At 42.2% G+C, this 19,387-nt stretch carries 22 protein-coding genes; 20 read left to right on the top strand and 2 right to left on the bottom strand.

The annotated features are described in order from the left end of the window. Positions 1-3 precede the first annotated feature (3 nt). From lytR to MP387_RS07905, 4 genes are all read left to right on the top strand, one after another. Positions 4-1,044 (top strand): glycopolymer--peptidoglycan transferase LytR, encoded by a 1,041-nt coding sequence (lytR, locus tag MP387_RS07920; protein WP_242746144.1) that lies wholly within the window; start codon positions 4-6, stop codon positions 1,042-1,044. A gap of 72 nt (positions 1,045-1,116) precedes the next feature. Beyond that, positions 1,117-2,373, top strand: a complete 1,257-nt coding sequence (locus MP387_RS07915; RefSeq protein ID WP_242746142.1) for a competence/damage-inducible protein A — start codon at positions 1,117-1,119, stop codon at positions 2,371-2,373. A gap of 54 nt (positions 2,374-2,427) precedes the next feature. Continuing rightward, positions 2,428-3,579 (top strand): recombinase RecA, encoded by a 1,152-nt coding sequence (recA, locus tag MP387_RS07910; protein ID WP_001085517.1) that lies wholly within the window; start codon positions 2,428-2,430, stop codon positions 3,577-3,579. A 169-nt stretch (positions 3,580-3,748) separates the two neighbouring features. Further along, complete coding sequence (locus MP387_RS07905; RefSeq protein ID WP_000415531.1) at positions 3,749-3,943, top strand: PspC domain-containing protein; 195 nt, start codon at positions 3,749-3,751, stop codon at positions 3,941-3,943. Positions 3,944-4,074: 131 nt separating this feature from the next. Here the strand turns inward: MP387_RS07905 and MP387_RS07900 are convergent, their stop codons facing one another. Further along, positions 4,075-4,629 carry a GNAT family N-acetyltransferase gene (locus tag MP387_RS07900; protein WP_242746140.1) on the bottom strand — a complete coding sequence of 185 codons (555 nt, stop codon included), beginning with the start codon at positions 4,627-4,629 and terminating at the stop codon, positions 4,075-4,077. Between the two features lie 109 nt (positions 4,630-4,738). Between MP387_RS07900 and MP387_RS07895 the strand changes: the two genes are divergently transcribed. Continuing rightward, the gene (locus MP387_RS07895; protein WP_242746137.1) at positions 4,739-6,109 is read left to right on the top strand and encodes an MATE family efflux transporter; all 1,371 of its coding nucleotides are present in this window, start codon (positions 4,739-4,741) and stop codon (positions 6,107-6,109) included. A 96-nt stretch (positions 6,110-6,205) separates the two neighbouring features. Then, a complete protein-coding gene (locus MP387_RS07890; protein ID WP_000532894.1) occupies positions 6,206-6,922 on the top strand; it encodes a YebC/PmpR family DNA-binding transcriptional regulator in 717 nt (238 codons plus the stop codon). A 49-nt stretch (positions 6,923-6,971) separates the two neighbouring features. Here the strand turns inward: MP387_RS07890 and MP387_RS07885 are convergent, their stop codons facing one another. Continuing rightward, positions 6,972-7,655: a CD20-like domain-containing protein gene (locus MP387_RS07885; protein WP_242746135.1), complete on the bottom strand. Its 684-nt coding sequence runs from the start codon at positions 7,653-7,655 to the stop codon at positions 6,972-6,974. A 214-nt stretch (positions 7,656-7,869) separates the two neighbouring features. Between MP387_RS07885 and MP387_RS07880 the strand changes: the two genes are divergently transcribed. From MP387_RS07880 to MP387_RS07815, 14 genes are all read left to right on the top strand, one after another. Then, a complete protein-coding gene (locus MP387_RS07880) occupies positions 7,870-8,331 on the top strand; it encodes a MarR family winged helix-turn-helix transcriptional regulator (protein ID WP_242746133.1) in 462 nt (153 codons plus the stop codon). After that, positions 8,315-10,084: an ABC transporter ATP-binding protein gene (locus MP387_RS07875; protein WP_242746131.1), complete on the top strand. Its 1,770-nt coding sequence runs from the start codon at positions 8,315-8,317 to the stop codon at positions 10,082-10,084. The genes MP387_RS07880 and MP387_RS07875 overlap by 17 nt, the downstream gene beginning before the upstream one ends. After that, a complete protein-coding gene (locus MP387_RS07870) occupies positions 10,074-11,834 on the top strand; it encodes an ABC transporter ATP-binding protein (protein WP_242746128.1) in 1,761 nt (586 codons plus the stop codon). Before MP387_RS07875 ends, MP387_RS07870 begins: the two co-directional genes overlap by 11 nt. A 96-nt stretch (positions 11,835-11,930) precedes the next feature. Further along, entirely contained in the window at positions 11,931-12,434 is a 504-nt protein-coding gene (locus tag MP387_RS07865; RefSeq protein ID WP_242746126.1) for a phosphatase PAP2 family protein, read from the top strand. 113 nt (positions 12,435-12,547) lie between these two features. Then, complete coding sequence (locus MP387_RS07860) at positions 12,548-12,994, top strand: LytTR family DNA-binding domain-containing protein (protein ID WP_000776592.1); 447 nt, start codon at positions 12,548-12,550, stop codon at positions 12,992-12,994. A gap of 4 nt (positions 12,995-12,998) precedes the next feature. Beyond that, positions 12,999-13,673 (top strand): LiaF transmembrane domain-containing protein, encoded by a 675-nt coding sequence (locus tag MP387_RS07855; protein WP_242746123.1) that lies wholly within the window; start codon positions 12,999-13,001, stop codon positions 13,671-13,673. A 104-nt stretch (positions 13,674-13,777) separates the two neighbouring features. Continuing rightward, positions 13,778-13,966, top strand: a complete 189-nt coding sequence (rpmB, locus tag MP387_RS07850) for a 50S ribosomal protein L28 (protein WP_001140948.1) — start codon at positions 13,778-13,780, stop codon at positions 13,964-13,966. Positions 13,967-14,118: 152 nt separating this feature from the next. Then, positions 14,119-14,484, top strand: coding sequence for an Asp23/Gls24 family envelope stress response protein (locus tag MP387_RS07845; RefSeq protein WP_000216434.1), 366 nt, complete (start codon positions 14,119-14,121; stop codon positions 14,482-14,484). 2 nt (positions 14,485-14,486) lie between these two features. After that, the gene (locus MP387_RS07840) at positions 14,487-16,154 is read left to right on the top strand and encodes a DAK2 domain-containing protein (protein WP_242746121.1); all 1,668 of its coding nucleotides are present in this window, start codon (positions 14,487-14,489) and stop codon (positions 16,152-16,154) included. 123 nt (positions 16,155-16,277) lie between these two features. After that, on the top strand, positions 16,278-16,484 hold the full coding sequence (locus MP387_RS07835; RefSeq protein WP_242746118.1) for a hypothetical protein: 207 nt from the start codon (positions 16,278-16,280) through the stop codon (positions 16,482-16,484). After that, entirely contained in the window at positions 16,481-16,675 is a 195-nt protein-coding gene (locus tag MP387_RS07830) for a hypothetical protein (RefSeq protein ID WP_000709170.1), read from the top strand. Before MP387_RS07835 ends, MP387_RS07830 begins: the two co-directional genes overlap by 4 nt. Continuing rightward, positions 16,662-17,537, top strand: a complete 876-nt coding sequence (locus tag MP387_RS07825; RefSeq protein WP_242746115.1) for an ABC transporter ATP-binding protein — start codon at positions 16,662-16,664, stop codon at positions 17,535-17,537. Before MP387_RS07830 ends, MP387_RS07825 begins: the two co-directional genes overlap by 14 nt. A 12-nt stretch (positions 17,538-17,549) precedes the next feature. Further along, complete coding sequence (locus MP387_RS07820; protein ID WP_242746113.1) at positions 17,550-18,284, top strand: ABC transporter permease; 735 nt, start codon at positions 17,550-17,552, stop codon at positions 18,282-18,284. A gap of 4 nt (positions 18,285-18,288) precedes the next feature. Next, positions 18,289-19,386, top strand: a complete 1,098-nt coding sequence (locus MP387_RS07815) for a sensor histidine kinase (protein ID WP_242746110.1) — start codon at positions 18,289-18,291, stop codon at positions 19,384-19,386. Position 19,387 lies beyond the last annotated feature (1 nt).

Here is a 19,387-nt window from a genome sequence, read left to right as displayed (position 1 = left end):
GAGATGATTAAAAAATTAATTGGAATGGTGCTAGGTTTCCTAGCAGTAACAGTTTTAGGTGTAGCGGTTTATGGCTATACCATCTACCAACAGGGAACAGAAACCCTAAGTAAAAAGACTTACAAAAAAATCGGGGAAGAAACCAACGTTATCGAAGCGACTGAGCCTCTGACTATCCTCTTGATGGGGGTAGATACGGGAAATGTGGAACGTACAGACCCGTGGGCGGGGAATAGTGATTCCATGATTCTCCTGACGGTTAATCCCAAAACAAAGAAAACCACAATGATGAGTTTGGAACGGGATATTTTGACCAAGATTGAGACTGGAAACGGTCAAGTTCAGGAAGCTAAACTCAATGCCGCCTATGCTAATGGTGGTGCGGAACTTGCAATTTCTACTATTCAAAAGATGATGAATATCCACATTGACCGCTATGTGATGGTTAACATGCAGGGACTTCAACAATTGGTGGATGCAGTTGGTGGGATCACCGTCAACAATACACTCGGTTTCCCAATTTCGATTGCTGACCAAGAAGAGTTTAATAAGATTTCTATCGGTGTTGGAGAACAAACCTTGAATGGTGAGGAAGCTCTGGTGTATTCACGAATGCGTTACCAAGACCCAGAAGGAGACTATGGTCGTCAAAAACGTCAGCGTGAAGTCATTCAAAAGATCGTTGAGAAGGTTTTGAGCCTAAACAGTGTGAGTCATTATCAAGGCATCCTCAAAGCTTTGAGTGATAACATGCAGACCAATGTGGACTTATCAGCTAAGAGCATTCCACAATTGCTCGGCTATCAAGATTCTTTCAAGAATATCGAAACGCATCAATTGCGTGGGGAAGATGCTGAGCTACAGGGAATTTCTTATCAGATTGTCACTTCAGAACATATGCTCGAGATGCAAAATCTCTTGCGTCGTTCACTAGGTAAAGAGCCAGTGACAGAATTGGAAACCAATGCGGTACTGTACGAAACAGCCTTTGGTCGGACAGCACCTTCAACCAGTACTAACACTTCAAACGAAGAAGCAGAATAAGAAAAGAATCAAATCGTGGGAAATTTCCTGCGATTTTTTCAAAAAAATTCGAATAGATAAGTAGGAGGAAACATGAAAGCAGAAATTATTGCTGTCGGAACAGAAATTTTAACGGGGCAGATTGTCAATACCAATGCTCAGTTTTTATCAGAGAAACTAGCCGAAATCGGGGTAGATGTCTACTTCCAAACAGCTGTTGGAGATAATGAAGCTCGTCTTTTGTCCTTGCTTGAGATTGCGAGTCAACGTAGTAATCTTGTGATTTTGACAGGGGGCTTGGGACCAACTGAGGATGATTTGACCAAACAAACTCTGGCAAAATTTTTAGGAAAAGATCTGGTGTTTGACCCTCAAGCACAAGAGAAACTGGATATTTTCTTTGATCATAGACCTGACTATGCTCGGACACCGAATAATGAGCGTCAAGCCCAAATTGTAGAAGGGGCGACTCCACTGCCAAATGAGACAGGTTTAGCAGTAGGAGGGGTTTCGGAAGTGGATGGCGTGACCTACGTGGTCCTTCCAGGACCACCTAGTGAATTGAAACCTATGGTCTTAAATCAACTCTTGCCCAAGCTGATGACAGGCACCAAGTTATACTCACGAGTGCTCCGTTTCTTTGGAATTGGGGAGAGTCAGTTGGTGACCATTTTGGCGGATTTGATTGACCATCAAACCGATCCGACTTTGGCGCCGTATGCCAAGACGGGAGAAGTGACCTTGCGCTTGTCTACAAAAGCAGTCAGTCAAGAAAAGGCTGATCAAGCACTGGATATCTTAGAAAATCAAATCTTGAGTCGCCAAACTTTCGAGGGAATTTCTCTACGAGACATCTGTTATGGATATGGGGAAGAAACCAGTCTCGCAAGTGTCGTTGTAGAAGAGCTAAAGAAGAGACAGAAAAGCATTACTGCGGCAGAAAGCTTGACGGCAGGTCTTTTTCAAGCGACATTAGCAGACTTTTCGGGCGTTTCAGCAATCTTTAATGGCGGTTTTGTCACTTACAGCCTAGAAGAAAAGTCCAAGATGTTGGATATTTCCGAGCAAGAGCTAAAAGAGCACGGGGTCGTTTCTGAGTTTACGGCTCGAAAAATGGCAGAGCAGGCTCGACTCAAGACTCTGTCTGACTACGGAGTTAGTTTGACGGGTGTGGCAGGACCAGATAGCTTAGAGGGGCATCCAGCTGGTACAGTTTTTATTGGACTGGCACATGCAAAAGGGACAGAGGTGATCAAGGCTAATATCGCAGGACGGAGTCGAGCAGATGTTCGACAGATTGCGGTCATGCATGCCTTTAACCTAGTTCGCAAGGCTTTATTAAGTGACTAAATTTTGGTATAATGAAAGATAGGTCTAAGGACCAGTAGAATATAGGAGAACAAAATGGCGAAAAAACCAACAAAAAAATTAGATGAAATTGGGAAAAAATTTGGAGCAGACCGTGAAAAGGCATTGAACGATGCTCTTAAATTGATTGAGAAAGACTTTGGTAAAGGCTCAATCATGCGCTTGGGTGAGCGCGCGGAGCAAAAAGTTCAAGTGATGAGCTCAGGCTCATTGGCTCTTGACATTGCCCTTGGTTCAGGTGGTTATCCTAAAGGACGTATCATCGAAATCTATGGACCAGAATCATCTGGTAAGACAACGGTTGCCCTTCACGCTGTTGCGCAAGCACAGAAAGAAGGTGGTATTGCAGCCTTTATCGATGCGGAACATGCTCTTGACCCAGCCTATGCTGCAGCCCTTGGTGTGAACATTGACGAATTGCTCTTGTCACAACCAGACTCAGGTGAACAAGGTCTTGAAATTGCTGGAAAATTGATTGACTCAGGTGCAGTTGACCTTGTCGTTATCGACTCGGTTGCGGCCCTTGTACCTCGTGCAGAAATTGATGGGGATATTGGTGACAGCCACGTTGGTTTGCAAGCTCGTATGATGAGCCAGGCCATGCGTAAACTCGGAGCTTCTATCAATAAAACCAAAACAATTGCCATCTTTATCAACCAATTGCGTGAAAAAGTTGGAGTAATGTTTGGAAATCCAGAAACAACACCTGGTGGACGTGCTCTGAAATTCTACGCTTCAGTCCGATTGGATGTTCGTGGAAGCACGCAAATCAAGGGAACTGGTGACCAAAAAGATACCAATGTCGGTAAGGAAACCAAGATCAAGGTCGTGAAAAACAAGGTGGCTCCACCATTTAAGGAAGCCTTTGTTGAAATCATGTACGGAGAAGGAATTTCTAAGACTGGTGAGCTCTTGAAGATTGCAAGTGATCTCGATATCATCCAAAAAGCGGGAGCATGGTACTCTTACAAGGGTGAAAAAATCGGACAAGGATCTGAAAATGCTAAGAAATACTTGGCGGATCACCCAGAAATCTTTGATGCCATTGACCACCAAGTCCGTGTTCAATATGGCTTGATTGAAGATGAAGAAGGGACAACTCCTACCTCTGTCGCAGAAGATCTAGCACCTAACCAAGAAGTAACACTTGACCTAGGCGACGGACTTGAAATCGAAATTGAAGATTAAAAATAAAAGCGGAGAAGTCCTTCTCTGCTTTTTATGTTAAATTATTAAGTCTCCATAAGCTTCAAAAGCGTAAAAAAAGAGTATTTAATCAAAAAAATTAAAAAAACTATTGCAATTTTTTTAATTTGATGATAAAATTAAATCATTCTATAAAAAGGAGACTACTATAATGGAAAAACGCCTTGTTCGTAACGTACAAGACAAAAAGATTGCTGGTGTTTGTGCTGGTGTCGCTGACTACTTTAACATGGACCACACACTTGTTCGTGCACTTTGGATCATCTTCACCCTACTTGGTGGTTCTGGAATCTTGGCTTATGCTGTTCTCTACTTCCTTCTTCCAGAAGGCAATGCAGAAGCTTAAGCCATAGAGAGAATAAAAGTTTATTCTGATCAGTTGAAAATAAAAAATGCATGTAATCGTAGATTGCATGCATTTTTATATGTAGCTTCTATCGAAAAAGAGAGGTTTTTCACCAGAAGAATAAGTCTTGTTTAATGGTCGCTAAAACGACGATACTCTATATGAAAGTCAAAATAATGTTCATTCTGTAACTTTTGGAAGATGTCGCGATAGGCTTCTTCGTCAAAATAGTCGCCACGGTAGAGAATTTCAAAACTCAAACCATCGTACTCTAGAAAAGCGTTGGCTGTTTTGAAACCATTTTGGTGATAGAAATCCATGCGGGCCTTTCTCTGCTCCAAGTTATCGCATTCTTCGTCCAATCGCTCGACTTCCAATAACATGGTTCGCTGGTAAAAATCAGTCAACTTTTCGATGATTTCTTTTCCATATCCGTGGCTTCTCAAGTGGGGCATGATGGCAAAAAAACTGATATAGAAGGCCTTTGGATTGGAGATGGCAAAAGCAAAGCCGACAAACTCTTCTTGGTTATAAAAAGCAAAAAAGTGGGCGTCTTCTCGGTCTTGATAGCGTAAAAACTCAGACAGAGGAACTCGTTCTTCCTCGGGGAATGCTTCCTTGTTTAGCTTTTTAACCTTATCCAGATCGGGAAATACATCGGTAATTAATTGACTGGTCAAACTCATAAATGACCTCCTTTTCTTGATTATAGCAAATTGTCTCTCTGTAAGCAATTGATTGCAAACTTAGTGATAGAGCCTTGTCGCTCCTTTAGAAAGCTGATATAATAGCTTTATGAATAAGAAACGATCCGTGGACTTGATACATGGTCCTATTCTTCCTGCGCTGTTAAGCTTTGCCTTTCCAATCTTGCTGTCAAATATTTTCCAACAGCTTTATAATACAGCTGACGTCTTGATTGTTGGACGATTTCTTGGTCAAGATTCCTTGGCAGCAGTAGGGGCGACAACTGCCATTTTTGACTTGATTATAGGCTTTACGCTTGGTGTTGGCAATGGGATGGGGATTGTCATTGCCCGCTATTATGGGGCTCGTAATTTCACTAAAATTAAAGAAGCAGTAGCAGCCACTTGGATTTTAGGTGCTCTTTTGAGCATTGTGGTTATGCTGATGGGCTTTGTCGGTTTGTATCCACTCTTGCAATATTTAGATACCCCTGCAGAAATCCTTCCTCAGTCCTATCAATATATTTCTATGATTGTGACCTGTGTCGGTGTCAGCTTTGCCTATAATCTTTTTGCGGGTTTGTTGCGGTCCATTGGAGACAGTCTCGCAGCTCTTGGCTTCCTGATTTTCTCTGCCTTGATCAATGTGGTTCTGGATTTGTATTTCATTACGCAACTGCATCTGGGAGTTCAATCTGCGGGGCTTGCTACCATTATCTCGCAAGGCTTATCAGCGGTTCTCTGCTTTTATTATATCCGCAAGAGTGTTCCAGAACTGCTCCCTCAACTCAAGCATTTTAAATGGGACAAGGCCTTGTACGCGGATCTTTTAGAGCAAGGTTTGGCTATGGGGCTGATGAGTTCGATTGTGTCCATAGGTAGTGTGATTTTACAGTCTTCAGTCAATACCTTTGGAGCTGTGATTATTAGTGCTCAAACAGCAGCTAGACGCATTATGGCCTTTGCCCTCCTTCCGATGACGGCTATTTCTTCTGCTATGACGACCTTTGCCTCTCAAAATCTCGGGACCAAGCGACCAGACCGCATTGTTCAAGGTCTTGGTATTGGGAGTCGCCTGAGCATGTCCTGGGCAGGTTTTATTTGTATCGCCCTCTTTTTTGCCAGTCCGAGCTTGGTTTCCTTCTTGGCCAGTTCAACAGATACTTACTTGGTAGAAAACGGTAGTCTCTACCTGCAAATCAGTTCAGTCTTTTATCCGATTTTGAGCCTTTTGCTGATTTATCGGAATTGCTTGCAGGGATTGGGGCAGAAAGTCCTTCCTCTAGTTTCCAGCTTTATAGAACTAATCGGGAAAATCGTTTTTGTGGTTTTGATTATCCCTTGGGCAGGCTATAGGGGAGTCATCCTTTGCGAACCCCTTATCTGGGTTGCCATGACTACCCAACTGTACTTTTCACTTTTCCGCCATCCCCTGATAAAAGAAGGCAAGGCAATCTTGGCTGCTAAAGGACACTCCTAGCTGGATTTGCTGAATAAAATCCATTTCCTCTAGTGAAAATCGAAAAAACTTGTGTTATAATAAGAAAGATTAAAATGTGAAAAAAGGAGATTCCTAATGGGACGTAAATGGGCCAATATCGTAGCCAAGAAAACGGCTAAAGATGGAGCTAACTCTAAAGTATATGCAAAATTTGGTGTAGAAATCTATGTAGCAGCTAAAAAAGGGGATCCAGACCCAGAATCAAACACTGCTTTGAAATTCGTTATCGACCGTGCTAAACAAGCCCAAGTGCCAAAACACGTTATCGATAAAGCGATTGATAAAGCAAAAGGAAACACAGACGAAACCTTTACAGAAGGACGTTACGAAGGTTTTGGACCAAATGGTTCTATGTTGATTGTGGATACCTTGACTTCAAACGTCAACCGTACCGCAGCTAATGTCCGTGCTGCCTTTGGTAAAAACGGCGGAAACATGGGTGCTTCAGGTTCGGTTTCATACCTCTTTGACAACAAGGGTGTGATTGTATTTGCAGGTGAGGACGCTGATGCAGTCTTTGAGCAATTGCTAGAAGCAGATGTGGATGTGGACGATGTAGAAGCAGAAGAAGGAACAATCACGGTTTACACAGCTCCAACAGATCTCCACAAGGCTATCGTTGCCCTTCGTGAGTCTGGCATCGAAGAATTCCAAGTGACTGAATTGGAAATGATTCCTCAGTCTGAAGTGGAATTGTCAGGCGAAGACCTTGAAACCTTTGAAAAACTTTACAGCGTTCTTGAGGACGATGAAGACGTACAAAAGATCTACACAAACGTAGATGGATTTTAATAGAAAAACGAACAGTTTTACTAGCTGTTCGTTTTTTTGATATTTGAACTTAGACTCTTGTTTCAGAATCGTTTTGTTTCTTGCTTTTTTCAAGACCTAGACCGACTGCATGTTTTTGAACGAGCAAGAGCTGTCCATTGTCCTGTTTTGCAAAAGTTAAGGTAACGGTCTTGATCTTGTCTCCAATGGAGATATAGGTGATTTTTCTCGTATCGTACCCTCCGATAGTGGAGTCAAATTCGGAGTCTGGTAGTCCGTGTTTTTTGATAATATCCTTGTAGTTGGTACCACCTTTTCCTTTGTTGTCAAGGTCACCTTCGATTAAGGCGTCGAACTGTTCTTGGGTCCAGGTGAAGGTATCGTTTTCTTCCTCCTCTGGGATGGAATAGGCGCTATCATCTGTCAAGTCGCTTTCTTCTTCGCGCTCCATTGAGGCACTTGCCTCGCTGTAGGAACGGTTAAACTCCCTGATAAACTCTTTGTAGACATTAGCGTACAGTACTTGGGTCGTAAAGAAAAGTACAACAGAAGCAACTGCGAGGGATGTTCCGATAATGGCCATGGTTTTCCGTTTTTTGAGATTGACGATAAGGCCGATAATCCCCAAGATAAATGCGACAATGGCGATGAAAAATGATAGATAGTTAATAAATGGAATCCAGGACCCTAAAAGTGCGATGGCTCCAAAAATGGTTGCCAAAATCCCTAAAACTTTCTGTTCCTCTGGTTTCATTTGAAAGCTCTCTCCTTTCCTTTTGTGAATGGCTATCAATCCACAGTAGTTAGTGTTTATTATAGAGAAAATAGCTGCTAATGTCAATTCAGAGCAAGATAGTTCCCAAGTAAACTTTTTTCTTGACATCTCCTCCGAAAGTGATAAAATAGTTCTCATGGAAACTGAATTAGTTCTCCAGAGAACTAAATGTGATGGTTAGAAAGGAGCAATCATGGACAAGCCGATGTTGGTTTTTAAGCGTTTTGGTCATCAGGTACATCTGATGGTACAAAAGGAAGCCAAGCGTAGTGGTATTGAATTTATGGGTGGACCTCAAGGTCAGGTTGTACGTTTTTTGAATAGTCGTGAGGAAAATCAAGATTTGGTCTTGATTAAGGATATCGAACAGGAACTCAATATTACCAAATCTGTTGCGAGTAATCTAGTCAAGCGCATGGTACAAAATGGTTTGGTCGAGTTAGAGGCGAGCCCGAGCGATAAGCGGGCAAAATTTGTTCGCCTGACGGAGAAATCGCGTTCGCAGATGCAAAAAGTTAAAGCTTTTTTTGATCGGATTGATCAGAGTCTGCTAGAGGGGGTTTCAAAGTCAGACTTAGCAATCTTTGAAAAGGTATTCGGGCAGTTGCAAGAAAATGTTGAGAAGATAGGAGGAGAGAATGAAGAAACTCGCTAAACGTATTACAGGAAAAGAGTGGGGAATGATCGTCCTTACGATTCTGTTCACTTGTTTCTCGGTCTATCTCGAGTTAGAGGTGCCGACTTATATTTCGCAAATTACAGAATTACTAGGAACGTCTGGAACGCAGTTGGGTGAACTCTGGTCACCAGCTACGAAGATGATTGGTTTGTCTTTATTGGCTTTCTTTTCATCTGTTATGGTTGGTTTCTTTGCCGCTCGCGTTGCAGCATCCTATACAACTCATCTACGCACTGACGTATTTCATCGTGTTTTAGATTTTTCGCAGACAGAGATCAAGCGCTTTTCAATCCCAAGTCTTTTGACTCGGACGACCAATGATATTACCCAGGTACAGATGCTCTTTACCATGGGCTTACAAGTGGTTACTCGTGGGCCGATTATGGCTATCTGGGCCATTGGAAAAATCCTTGGAAAATCAGAATACTGGCTCTGGGCGGTCGTTGTGGCTGTTATTGTCAATGTCTTGATGACCACCGTTCTCATGACTCTGGCCTTTCCAAAACAATCGGTCATCCAAAAATTGACAGATAAGCTCAATAGCATCACTCGTGAAAGTTTGACAGGGATTCGGGTTGTTCGTGCTTATAATGCTGAGAATTACCAAGATGAAAAATTTGAAGCAGCCAACGATGAGGTGACACGTCTCAACCTTTTTGTCAACCGTTTGATGGCGATTATGAATCCTATTATGATGGCGATTTCCAGCGGTTTGACCTTAGCTATTTATTGGATTGGAGCCTATCTGATCAACGATGCTAGTTTGACCGACCGTTTGCCACTCTTTAGTGATATGGTGGTCTTTATGTCCTATGCCATGCAGGTCGTGATGGGATTCCTACTCATGGGGGCACTCTTTATCGTTCTTCCTCGTACCTTGGTTTCTGCAGGACGTATCAACCAAGTTTTGGATTTGCATCCTTCTATTGAGAATCCGAGTCATGCACAGACAGCGGATCCTTCAGTTCAAGGACAAGTTGAATTCCGTGACGTAACCTTCCGCTACTCTCAAAACTCAGAAGCAGTTGTGGAACATGTTACTTTTAAAGCCGAAGCAGGTCAAACAGTTGCTTTTATCGGATCAACTGGATCTGGGAAATCTACTCTAGTCAACCTAATACCTCGTTTTTATGATGTCTCATCTGGTCAAATCCTAGTAGATGGTGTCGATGTGCAAGATTACAACTTGGAAGAGCTGCGTAATAAGGTCGGCTATATTCCACAAAAAGCTGTGCTCTTTTCTGGAGATGTTAAGGGAAACTTAGACTTTGGTAAGAGTCAAGAAAGTCCTCTCAGTGAACCTGCTATGTGGCAAGCTCTTGAATTGGCCCAGTCTAGAAGCTTCATCGAGGACAAGGAAGCAGGTCTTGCATCAGAAGTGGCTCAAGGTGGAACCAACTTCTCAGGAGGTCAAAGACAACGCTTGGCTATTGCCCGGGCCTTGGCTCGTAAGCCAGAGATTCTCATCTTTGATGACTCTTTCTCAGCCTTGGACTACAAGACAGACCGGATCTTGCGCCAAGAACTTGCTCAAAAAACACAATCCATGACCAAACTCATCGTAGCGCAACGGATTTCTACCATCATGGATGCCGACCTGATCTTGGTTTTGGATCAAGGAAAAGTCGTGGGACAAGGCACCCACAAGGAACTTCTAGCTACCAACGAAGTCTACCAAGAAATTGCCTACTCACAACTATCGAAGGAGGAATTGGAACATGGAAAATAAAAAAGTTTCGGTCTGGAAACAGTGCAAACCTTATATGGCAGGCCTCCAACTTCCCCTACTCGTAGCGGTTATCGCAGCTGTATGTTCTAGTATCATTACGGTTTATGGGCCGACCAAGAGTAAGGAAATTACCAACTTGATTTCAGATGGTTTGATGACGGGAATTGATCTAGAGGCTGTTTCAAGTATTGCTAGCTTTTTAGTGATTCTCTACGTACTTGGGGCTATCCTTAACTATACACAGGCCTATATCTTTTCAACAAGTATCCAACATTTTTCAAAACGCTTGCGGACAGCAATCGCTGAAAAGATCAATCGTTTGCCCCTTGGCTATTTTGACTGTCATTCGCAAGGGGACACTCTATCTCGTGTGACCAATGATGTGGATACAGCAGCGCAATCTCTCAACCAAAGTCTAGGGACAGTTCTTTCAGCTAGTTTCTTGTTGATTGCTGTCTTGGTGACCATGTTTGGGATGAACTGGATTTTGGCATTGGTAACAGTTGTATCAACCCTTGTTGGTTTTGCGGCGGTTTCCGTAATCATGGCTAAGTCACAGGGTTATTTTAAAGCCCAACAAAGTAATCTAGCAGCCGTCAATGGTTATGTAGAAGAAATGTATTCGGGACACAATGTTGTAACGAGCTACAACGCAGTAGACACCTCTAAAGCGAAATTTGCAGGTTTGAATCAGAACTTGCACGACAGCATCTGGAAATCTCAGTTTATCTCTGGTATCATGATGCCAGCCATGTTCTTTGTTGGGAATTTTAGCTATGTTTTGGTCATCATCGTTGGGGCCGCGCTTGCTCTAGAAGGGCATATCACGATAGGGATTATTGTAGCCTTTATGGTTTACGTACGGACCTTCTCCCAACCTCTGTCACAGATTGCCCAAGGGATTACGAGCCTGCAACAAGCGAGTGCAGCCATGACTCGTGTATTAGAATTTTTGGCTGAAGCAGAGATGCAAGATGAATCTCATAAGGACAGACAATTGAACAACATGAAAGGGGAAGTGGTTTTTGATCACGTGTCCTTTGGCTATACACCAGAGCGCACCATCATCCATGACTTTTCTGCGACAGCTCATGCAGGTCAGAAGGTCGCGATTGTTGGACCGACTGGGGCTGGTAAGACAACCATTGTCAATCTTTTGATGAAGTTCTATGAGATAGATAAGGGAAGTATCCGCATCGATGGTGTGGATACCAAGGATATGAAGCGTTCGGAAGTACACGATGCCTTTTCAATGGTCTTGCAGGATACCTGGCTCTTTGAAGGAACGATTCGAGAGAATTTGATCTATAATCAGACAGGTATCAGCGATGAGCGAATGATGGAAGCTAGTAAGGCTGTGGGAATCCATCATTTTATCATGACCTTACCAGACGGCTACGATACCGTCTTGGACGATACAGTTACCCTGTCTGTCGGACAAAAACAACTCTTAACCATTGCTCGTGCTCTGCTGAAGGATGCACCGCTCTTGATTTTGGATGAAGCGACATCCTCAGTTGACACACGTACAGAGGAGTTGATTCAAAAAGCCATGGACCGTTTGATGGAGGGTAGAACCTCCTTTGTCATCGCCCACCGCTTGTCAACTATTCGTAATGCCGACTTGATTCTTGTCATGAAAGATGGCAATATCATCGAACAAGGCAATCATGAGGAATTGATGAACCAAGCTGGCTTCTATGCAGATCTCTACAATAGTCAATTTACAGAAGACCAAGCAGAAGAATAAATCAAAAGAAGGCTTGACGGCCTTCTTTTTCTGCACTATACTAGAAGACAAACGTCTCACCTGTAGACGAAAACAAGGTAATGAATGAGAAATTTAATGAAAAATTATCAAGAATGGTATCGAAATATCAGTTCCAGGCTCACCAGCCATCCCACCCTTCTATTTCTGTTACGCAGTTTTAATCGCTTGATGACAGTCGCCATGCCCTTGGTCTATCTGATCTTGCTAGTCACCACTTACCTGCAACTAGGATTGGGTCAGCAGGTTGGGGTTTATGTGCTTATTCCTGCATCAGGTTTTGTGATTTTGTCCCTGTTTCGTAAGAAAATCAACCACCCGCGGCCTTATGAAACTTGGGATATCTGTCCCCTGCTTGAAAAGGATAGTTCGGGACAGTCGATGCCCAGTCGCCATGTTTTTTCGGCAACTATGATCTCCATGGCCTGTCTGCATGCTAGTCTACCTGTTGGCTTAGTATGTTTGCTCTTCTCAGCTTTGCTGGGCTTGGTGAGGGTTTTAGGGGGTGTACATTATCCCAAGGATGTCATCGCTGGCTATGCTTGTGGTCTGGTGTGGGGATTCCTTTTCTTCCTATTCTGATATGTAAGTTAAGCTAGTCCTACAACCACTTACTGCTTCATATTGACCACTTGCTTTTTTGCCCTTGTATTCCTAACTTAGCTTTGATATAGTAGAGTCAGAAAGGAGATGTGATGAAGTTACGAATTGAGATTGACGGCAATTTAGAGGAAACTGAAATTGTCATCAAGACCCCCACTTTGACAGATGAAATTGCAGATTTGCAACGACTCTTGCAAGAGTCAAAGGCTCCGAGGTTGACTTTTTACAAGGGGACAGGTGAATATTATCTAGACCTATCGGAAATCCTCTTCTTTGAGACAGAAGGGAGCAAGATTTACGCTCATACCCAGAAGGAAGCCTATGAAGTTCGCCTCAAGCTCTATGAGTTGGAGTCCATCTTACCCCGCTATTTTAGTCGAGTTTCCAAGTCAACAATCGCAAACATCCGTCAGATTTACTCAGTGGACAAGTCCTTTTCAGGAACGGGCACCATTTCCTTTTATCAGACGCACAAGGAGGTTCATGTCTCACGGCATTACCAATCCCTCCTAAAAGAAAATCTAAGAAATATGAGGTAAGAACATGAAAAAGAAAGCATTTGGTATTGTTTTATTGGTTTTAGCAGCCTGGATCTTGCTGCAAGGGAATTTTGGAATTCCTTCTTTGGATGGCAAGATATGGCCTTTACTAGGTATTGTTTTTTTTGCTTATAAGTCCATTGAGTCCATCCTTAGACGCCATCTCACTTCGGCAGTTTTTACAGGGTTACTAGCGCTCATCATTGCAAATTACGCTTATGACTTGTTACCAGTTACCAATCATTCTCTCATCTGGGCTAGCATCTTAGCAGTGCTAGGTGTTGGTTATCTGACGCACTCAAGTAAGTTCTGGAATGAAAAAAAATGGTGGTACGATGGGAAAAAAACAGTCGTCACGGATAAGGAAGTCGCTTTTGGTAGCGGAACCTTTTATAAACAAGATCAAGATCTTGTAGATGACCAAGTGGAAGTCGCTTTTGGGGATGCTAAAATCTACTATGATAATGCAGAGATGTTAGGTGATTTTGCAACTTTAAATATTGAAGTGGCCTTCGGGAATGCAACTGTCTATGTTCCACAACACTGGCGTGTCGATTTGAAAGTAGAAACCTCCTTTGGTGCAGCTAAGGCAGATGCTCCTGTAGCGCCAACAAACAAAACCTTGGTTATCCGTGGGGAAGTTGCTTTTGGTAAACTTGGAGTTGTTTACGTTAAATAAAAAAATAGTTTAGACCCTTGATAAATTCAAGAAAGTGTGATAACATAGTACGGTATGTGGTGCTAGCACATCCGCTATATTAGATCTAATAGGAGGAAAACACAATGGCTAAAGTATGTTACTTTACAGGTCGTAAGACTGTATCAGGAAACAACCGTTCACACGCGATGAACCAAACAAAACGTGCCGTAAAACCAAACCTTCAAAAAGTTACTGTTCTTATCGATGGTAAACCTAAAAAAGTTTGGGCTTCAGCTCGTGCTTTGAAATCAGGTAAAGTTGAACGCGTTTAATAAAAATGAAAAGACCGCTTAGGTCTTTTTCTTTTGCTCTAAGGATAAAACCATTTGAAAAATAGAGTAAATATCCGCCGATACAGCATTCTGCTTTTACACTTGGGCTGAAATATGATAAAATAGAGTATCAACTAGTTGAGGTAAAAAAAATGACTGTAAAGATTAATACAAAAGATGGTCAAATCGAACTGACTGATGAAGTGATTGCAACCGTAGTAGGTGGTGCCGCAACTGAGATTTTTGGTGTGGTTGGTATGGCTAGTAAAAATGCCCTCAAAGACAATTTCCAAGCCCTTCTTGGTAAGGAAAATTATTCTAAGGGTGTTGTTATAAAAGCAGCCGAAGATGGTAGCATTGCAGTTGATGTTTATACCGTATTGAGCTACGGAGTAAAGATAAGCGAAGTGTCAAAAAACATTCAAGAGCGTGTTCGTTTTAGTTTAGAAAATCAACTAGGAATTACTGCTCAGACTGTGAATGTCTACATTCAAAATATCAAAGTTGTAGGAGAATAATCGTGTCAAAAATTACTACCAGTTTATTCCAAGAGATGGTGCAAGCTGCATCAACTCGTTTGAATAAGCAAGCAGAATATGTCAATTCATTGAACGTCTTTCCAGTTCCAGATGGAGATACTGGGACAAACATGGGAATGACCATTGAAAATGGTGCCAAAGAAGTAGCAGACAAGCCTGCTTCTACAGTTGGAGAAGTAGCGAGCATTCTTGCTAAAGGTCTTTTGATGGGCGCGCGTGGGAACTCAGGGGTTATCACTTCTCAGCTCTTCCGTGGCTTCTCTCAGGCTATCAAGGAAAAAGATGAATTAACTGGTCAAGACTTGGCTCTTGCCTTCCAATCCGGTGTCGAAGTAGCTTATAAAGCGGTTATGAAACCAGTTGAAGGAACTATTTTGACTGTTTCTCGTGGAGCGGCTATTGGGGCTAAGAAAAAAGCGGAGCAAACAGATGATGCTGTTGAGGTCATGCGTGCAGCCTTGGAAGGAGCGAAAGCAGCTTTGGCTAAGACACCAGAAATGCTTCCAGTCCTTAAGGAAGTTGGTGTGGTAGACTCAGGTGGTCAAGGTTTGGTCTTCATCTATGAAGGATTCCTCTCAGCCCTTACTGGTGAATACAGTGCTTCTGAAGACTTTGTAGCGACTCCTGCCAACATGAGCGAAATGATCAATGCAGAGCACCACAAGTCTGTAGCAGGGCATGTGGCAACTGAAGACATTACCTTCGGTTACTGTACAGAGATCATGGTAGCCCTTAAACAAGGTCCAACTTATTCTAAGGACTTTGACTACGATGAATTCCGTAACTACTTGAATGACTTAGGCGACTCACTCCTTGTTGTCAATGATGATGAAATCGTCAAAGTTCACGTCCATACAGAAGATCCAGGTCTTGTTATGCAAGAAGGTCTCAAATATGGTAGCTTGATCAAGGTAAAAGTGGACAACATGCGTAACCAACACGAGGCGCAAGTTGAAAAAGAAGCAACTCAAGGCAACAAGCCTGCTGAAATAAAAGAGTATGCCCTTATCGCAGTAGTAGCTGGTCAAGGTTTAGCAGATATCTTCCGTGCCCAAGGTGTGGATTATGTCATCGAAGGTGGTCAGACAATGAACCCTTCAACAGAAGACTTTATCAAGGCTGTTGAACAGGTCAATGCTCGCAACATTATCTTCTTGCCAAACAACAAAAATATCTTTATGGCAGCTCAGTCTGCGGCTGAAGTGCTTGAACAACCTGCTGTTGTGGTAGAAGCACGTACAATTCCTCAAGGTTTGACCAGCCTTCTTGCCTTTGATCCAAGCAAATCAATCGAAGAAAACAAAGAGCGCATGACTGCGGCCCTTGGTGATGTCATCAGCGGTAGTGTAACAACAGCCGTTCGTGATACAACTATCGATGGATTAGCAATTCATGAAAATGATAATCTTGGTATGGTCGATGGAAAAATCCTCGTGTCAAATCCTGACATGCACCAAACCTTGACTGAAACTTTGAAACATATGTTGGATGAAGATAGTGAAATCGTGACTTTCTATGTCGGTGAAGACGGAAGCGAAGAACTTGCCAATGAAATTGCCCAAGAAATCGCAGAAGAATTTGAAGATGTTGAAGTAGAGATTCACCAAGGTCAACAACCTGTATATCCATATCTTTTCAGTGTGGAATAAAATTTAACCGATTAAAAAGAAAGTTGATTTTACAGCTTTCTTTTTTTATGACATTTGTCATATTTCCTAGTGACAGAAGCATCTAGCTCCGCTAACTTCAAAGGACTATAATTGAAGTATGAAATGGAGGAAGAAGTAATGAAAAATAAAATGATTGTCGCAGTGAGTTTAGTAGCAGCAGGAGTTATGACCTATCTCATGTTTTCAGGATTGGACGAGGGTTTCTACCATTTTCCTTGGGAGCTCTTTGCTGGCTTTGGAATGATGTCTTGGCTTGTCAGAGAAGGTTTGAAATTGGTCAGAGATGTGAAAAAGGAGTTTGAGGAATGAAAAAAGCAATCATCTATTTCTTTATCAGCCTATCACTCTTGGTATGGTTAGTGGAAATGTTTACTGGTTGGTTTGACCAAACCGTGCTTCGCCAATTTATTCGTGGTGCTTGGGGTTTTGGGTTTATGATTTTCGTCGTTTTCCCTATGGGAATGAAGTGGTTGAAAGGAGAATCTCATGACTGTGATTAAAGTTGAGAAATTGAGTAAGAAAATAAAAGACAAGGAGATCTTGCGGAACATCTCCTTTGAAATCAACGATGGTGAATGTGTCGCCTTGATCGGTCCTAACGGAGCAGGTAAGACGACCTTGATTGATTGCCTCTTGGGCGACAAGTTCGTGAGCTCAGGTCAGATAGCTATTCAAGGCTTTGCACCAACAGATCCTCGATTAAAGCAGCTTATTTCTATCTTACCTCAAGAAAATACGGTGGTTCAAGACTTGAAAGTGAAAGAACTCTTATCCTTCTTTCAATCAATCTATCCAAACAGTCTCTCCAATCAAGAAATTGATGACTTGCTGAGATTTTCGGACAAACAGAAAAATCAGCTAGCGGGCAAGTTGTCTGGTGGGCAAAAACGTTTGTTCTCTTTCGTGTTGGCACTAATAGGTCGTCCGAAAATTCTATTTTTGGACGAACCAACTGCTGCCATGGATACCTCGACACGTCAGCATTTTTGGGAAATTGTCAATCAGTTAAAGAAAAATGGTGTCACCATTGTCTACTCTTCTCACTATATCGAAGAGGTAGAACATACGGCTGACCGCATTTTGGTCCTCCACAAGGGAGAATTGATTCGCGATACGACGCCTTATGCTATGCGTGGTGAAGAACAAGAAAAACATTTTACGGTACCACTAACTTATCAGGAAGTTATCAGCACTTTGGACCAGATTCAAGAGCTTGAAATCAAGCAAAATGCTCTTTCCTTCACCACCAAAGAAGCCAGCCAGGTATGGAAAGTCTTGCAAGAGCAGGGCTGCACGATCGAAGAAATTGAAGTTCGCAATCGAACTCTCTTAGACAGTATCTTCGAAACGACTCAAGACTAAAGGAGATTGACGATGAAAAATATGACAAGTCTCATGAAAGTAGAAATCATTCTGATGAAACGGCAAGCAGTCTACTACTTGCTATCCATCGGACTTCCAAGTGTATTTTACCTTATTTTCTCTGGTATGATGTCAGGATCAGACATTCCAGAAATCGCTCTTCAAGCCTATCTCTTTGCCATGACGCTCTTTAGTATCATGTCAAGCGCCTTTTTCAGTATCCCTAGCACACTCGAGTCTGATAAGACAAACAACTGGCAAAAATTGATTCAACATTCTCCTGTATCTATGGTAGAATATTATGTATCAAAACTGTTCAGCACCCTACTGACTTTCTTGTTATCAATTGTAGTTGTCTTTTCGGTTGGTCATTTTGTCCGTGGAGTGACTCTGCCTTGGCTTGATTGGTTGGTAATCGGAGTTATGTTACTGGTCGGAAGCGTGGTCTTTATCAGTATGGGTGTCTTGGTGAGCTTGCTACCCAGTGCTCAACTGATGACGGTTGTTGGAAATATTGCCTATATTGCTTTGGCTGTCCTAGGTGGACTCTGGTTCCCCTTGGATTCCTTCCCAGAATGGCTTCAATCTATTGGAAAGCTGACTCCAACCTATCAACTGATGCAGGTCGTCTCTACTTATTTGGAACACCATGAATTTAATATTCTTTCTGCCTTGGTTGTGCTAGGCTATACAGTTTTCTTTGGTGTACTGGTAATCCAGCTGAAAAAAAGGATTGAGGTAAAATAAATCTATGTTGGAAAAATTTAAAAACATTCATTATATGTTTCATATTTCAATTGTGTTTATCATCTTTCCTATAGCGGGTGTCATCGTTGGAGATTACCCGCTTTTAACCTTGCTATGGACCCTACTATTTGTACTTGCCTTCTATTCGGTTTTAATCAGTCAGAATCGCACCGTGCAGTGGCTAGCATGGTGGTCCATGCTTGTCTACATTTTTTATACATCTGTTTGGCTAAGTTCAGGTTTCACATGGTTTATCTTTTATTTATCCAATCTCCTTATTTATGAGCTGGATGAGATTTCTTTTCACTCTTGGCGTTTTGTCAGTTTTATTGTCTTGCAACCCTTGATTTTGACAGGGATTTATATGGTTGATCAAGTTAGTCCTTGGCAACTGCTCTTTTTCTTGGTGACTTTTGTCTTTTCTGATGCCTTGACTTTTGGTCTCTATCGAATTCGGATAACAGAAGAGCTAAAAGAAGAAAAGATGAAACAAAATGCCAAGCTCAATCTTTTCTTGGCTGAAAACGAACGCAGTCGTATCGGTCAGGATCTTCATGACAGCCTAGGTCATACCTTTGCCATGTTGAGTGTGAAGACGGACCTTGCCCTCCAGCTTCTTCAAATGCAGGCCTATCCTCAAGTGGAAAAAGAATTAAAAGAAATTCATCAAATCAGTAAAGAATCCATGAATGAAGTCCGTACAATTATCGAAAATCTTAAAACAAGAACCCTTGCTTCCGAGTTTGCGACTGTTAAAAAAATGCTGGAAATTGCAGGAATTGAAACGGAAATCAATCACCAACTAGATACAGCTAGCCTAACTCAGGAATTAGAATCAACGGCCTCCATGATTTTGCTTGAGTTAGTGACCAACATCATCAAGCATGCTAAAGCATCGAAAGCTTACTTGAAATTAGAACGAACTGAGAAAGAACTCATCCTAACAGTGAGAGATGATGGCTGTGGCTTTGCTTCTTTAAAAGGAGATGAGCTCCATACCGTTCGAGACCGTGTCCTTCCTTTTTCAGGAGAAGTAAAGGTGATCAGTCAGAAACATCCGACTGAAGTGCAGGTTCGACTACCTTATAAGGAGAGAAACTAAG

This window comes from Streptococcus oralis (genome assembly GCF_022749195.1).
Lineage (GTDB): Bacteria > Bacillota > Bacilli > Lactobacillales > Streptococcaceae > Streptococcus > Streptococcus oralis_CI.
This window is presented reverse-complemented; position numbering and strand designations above follow the sequence as displayed.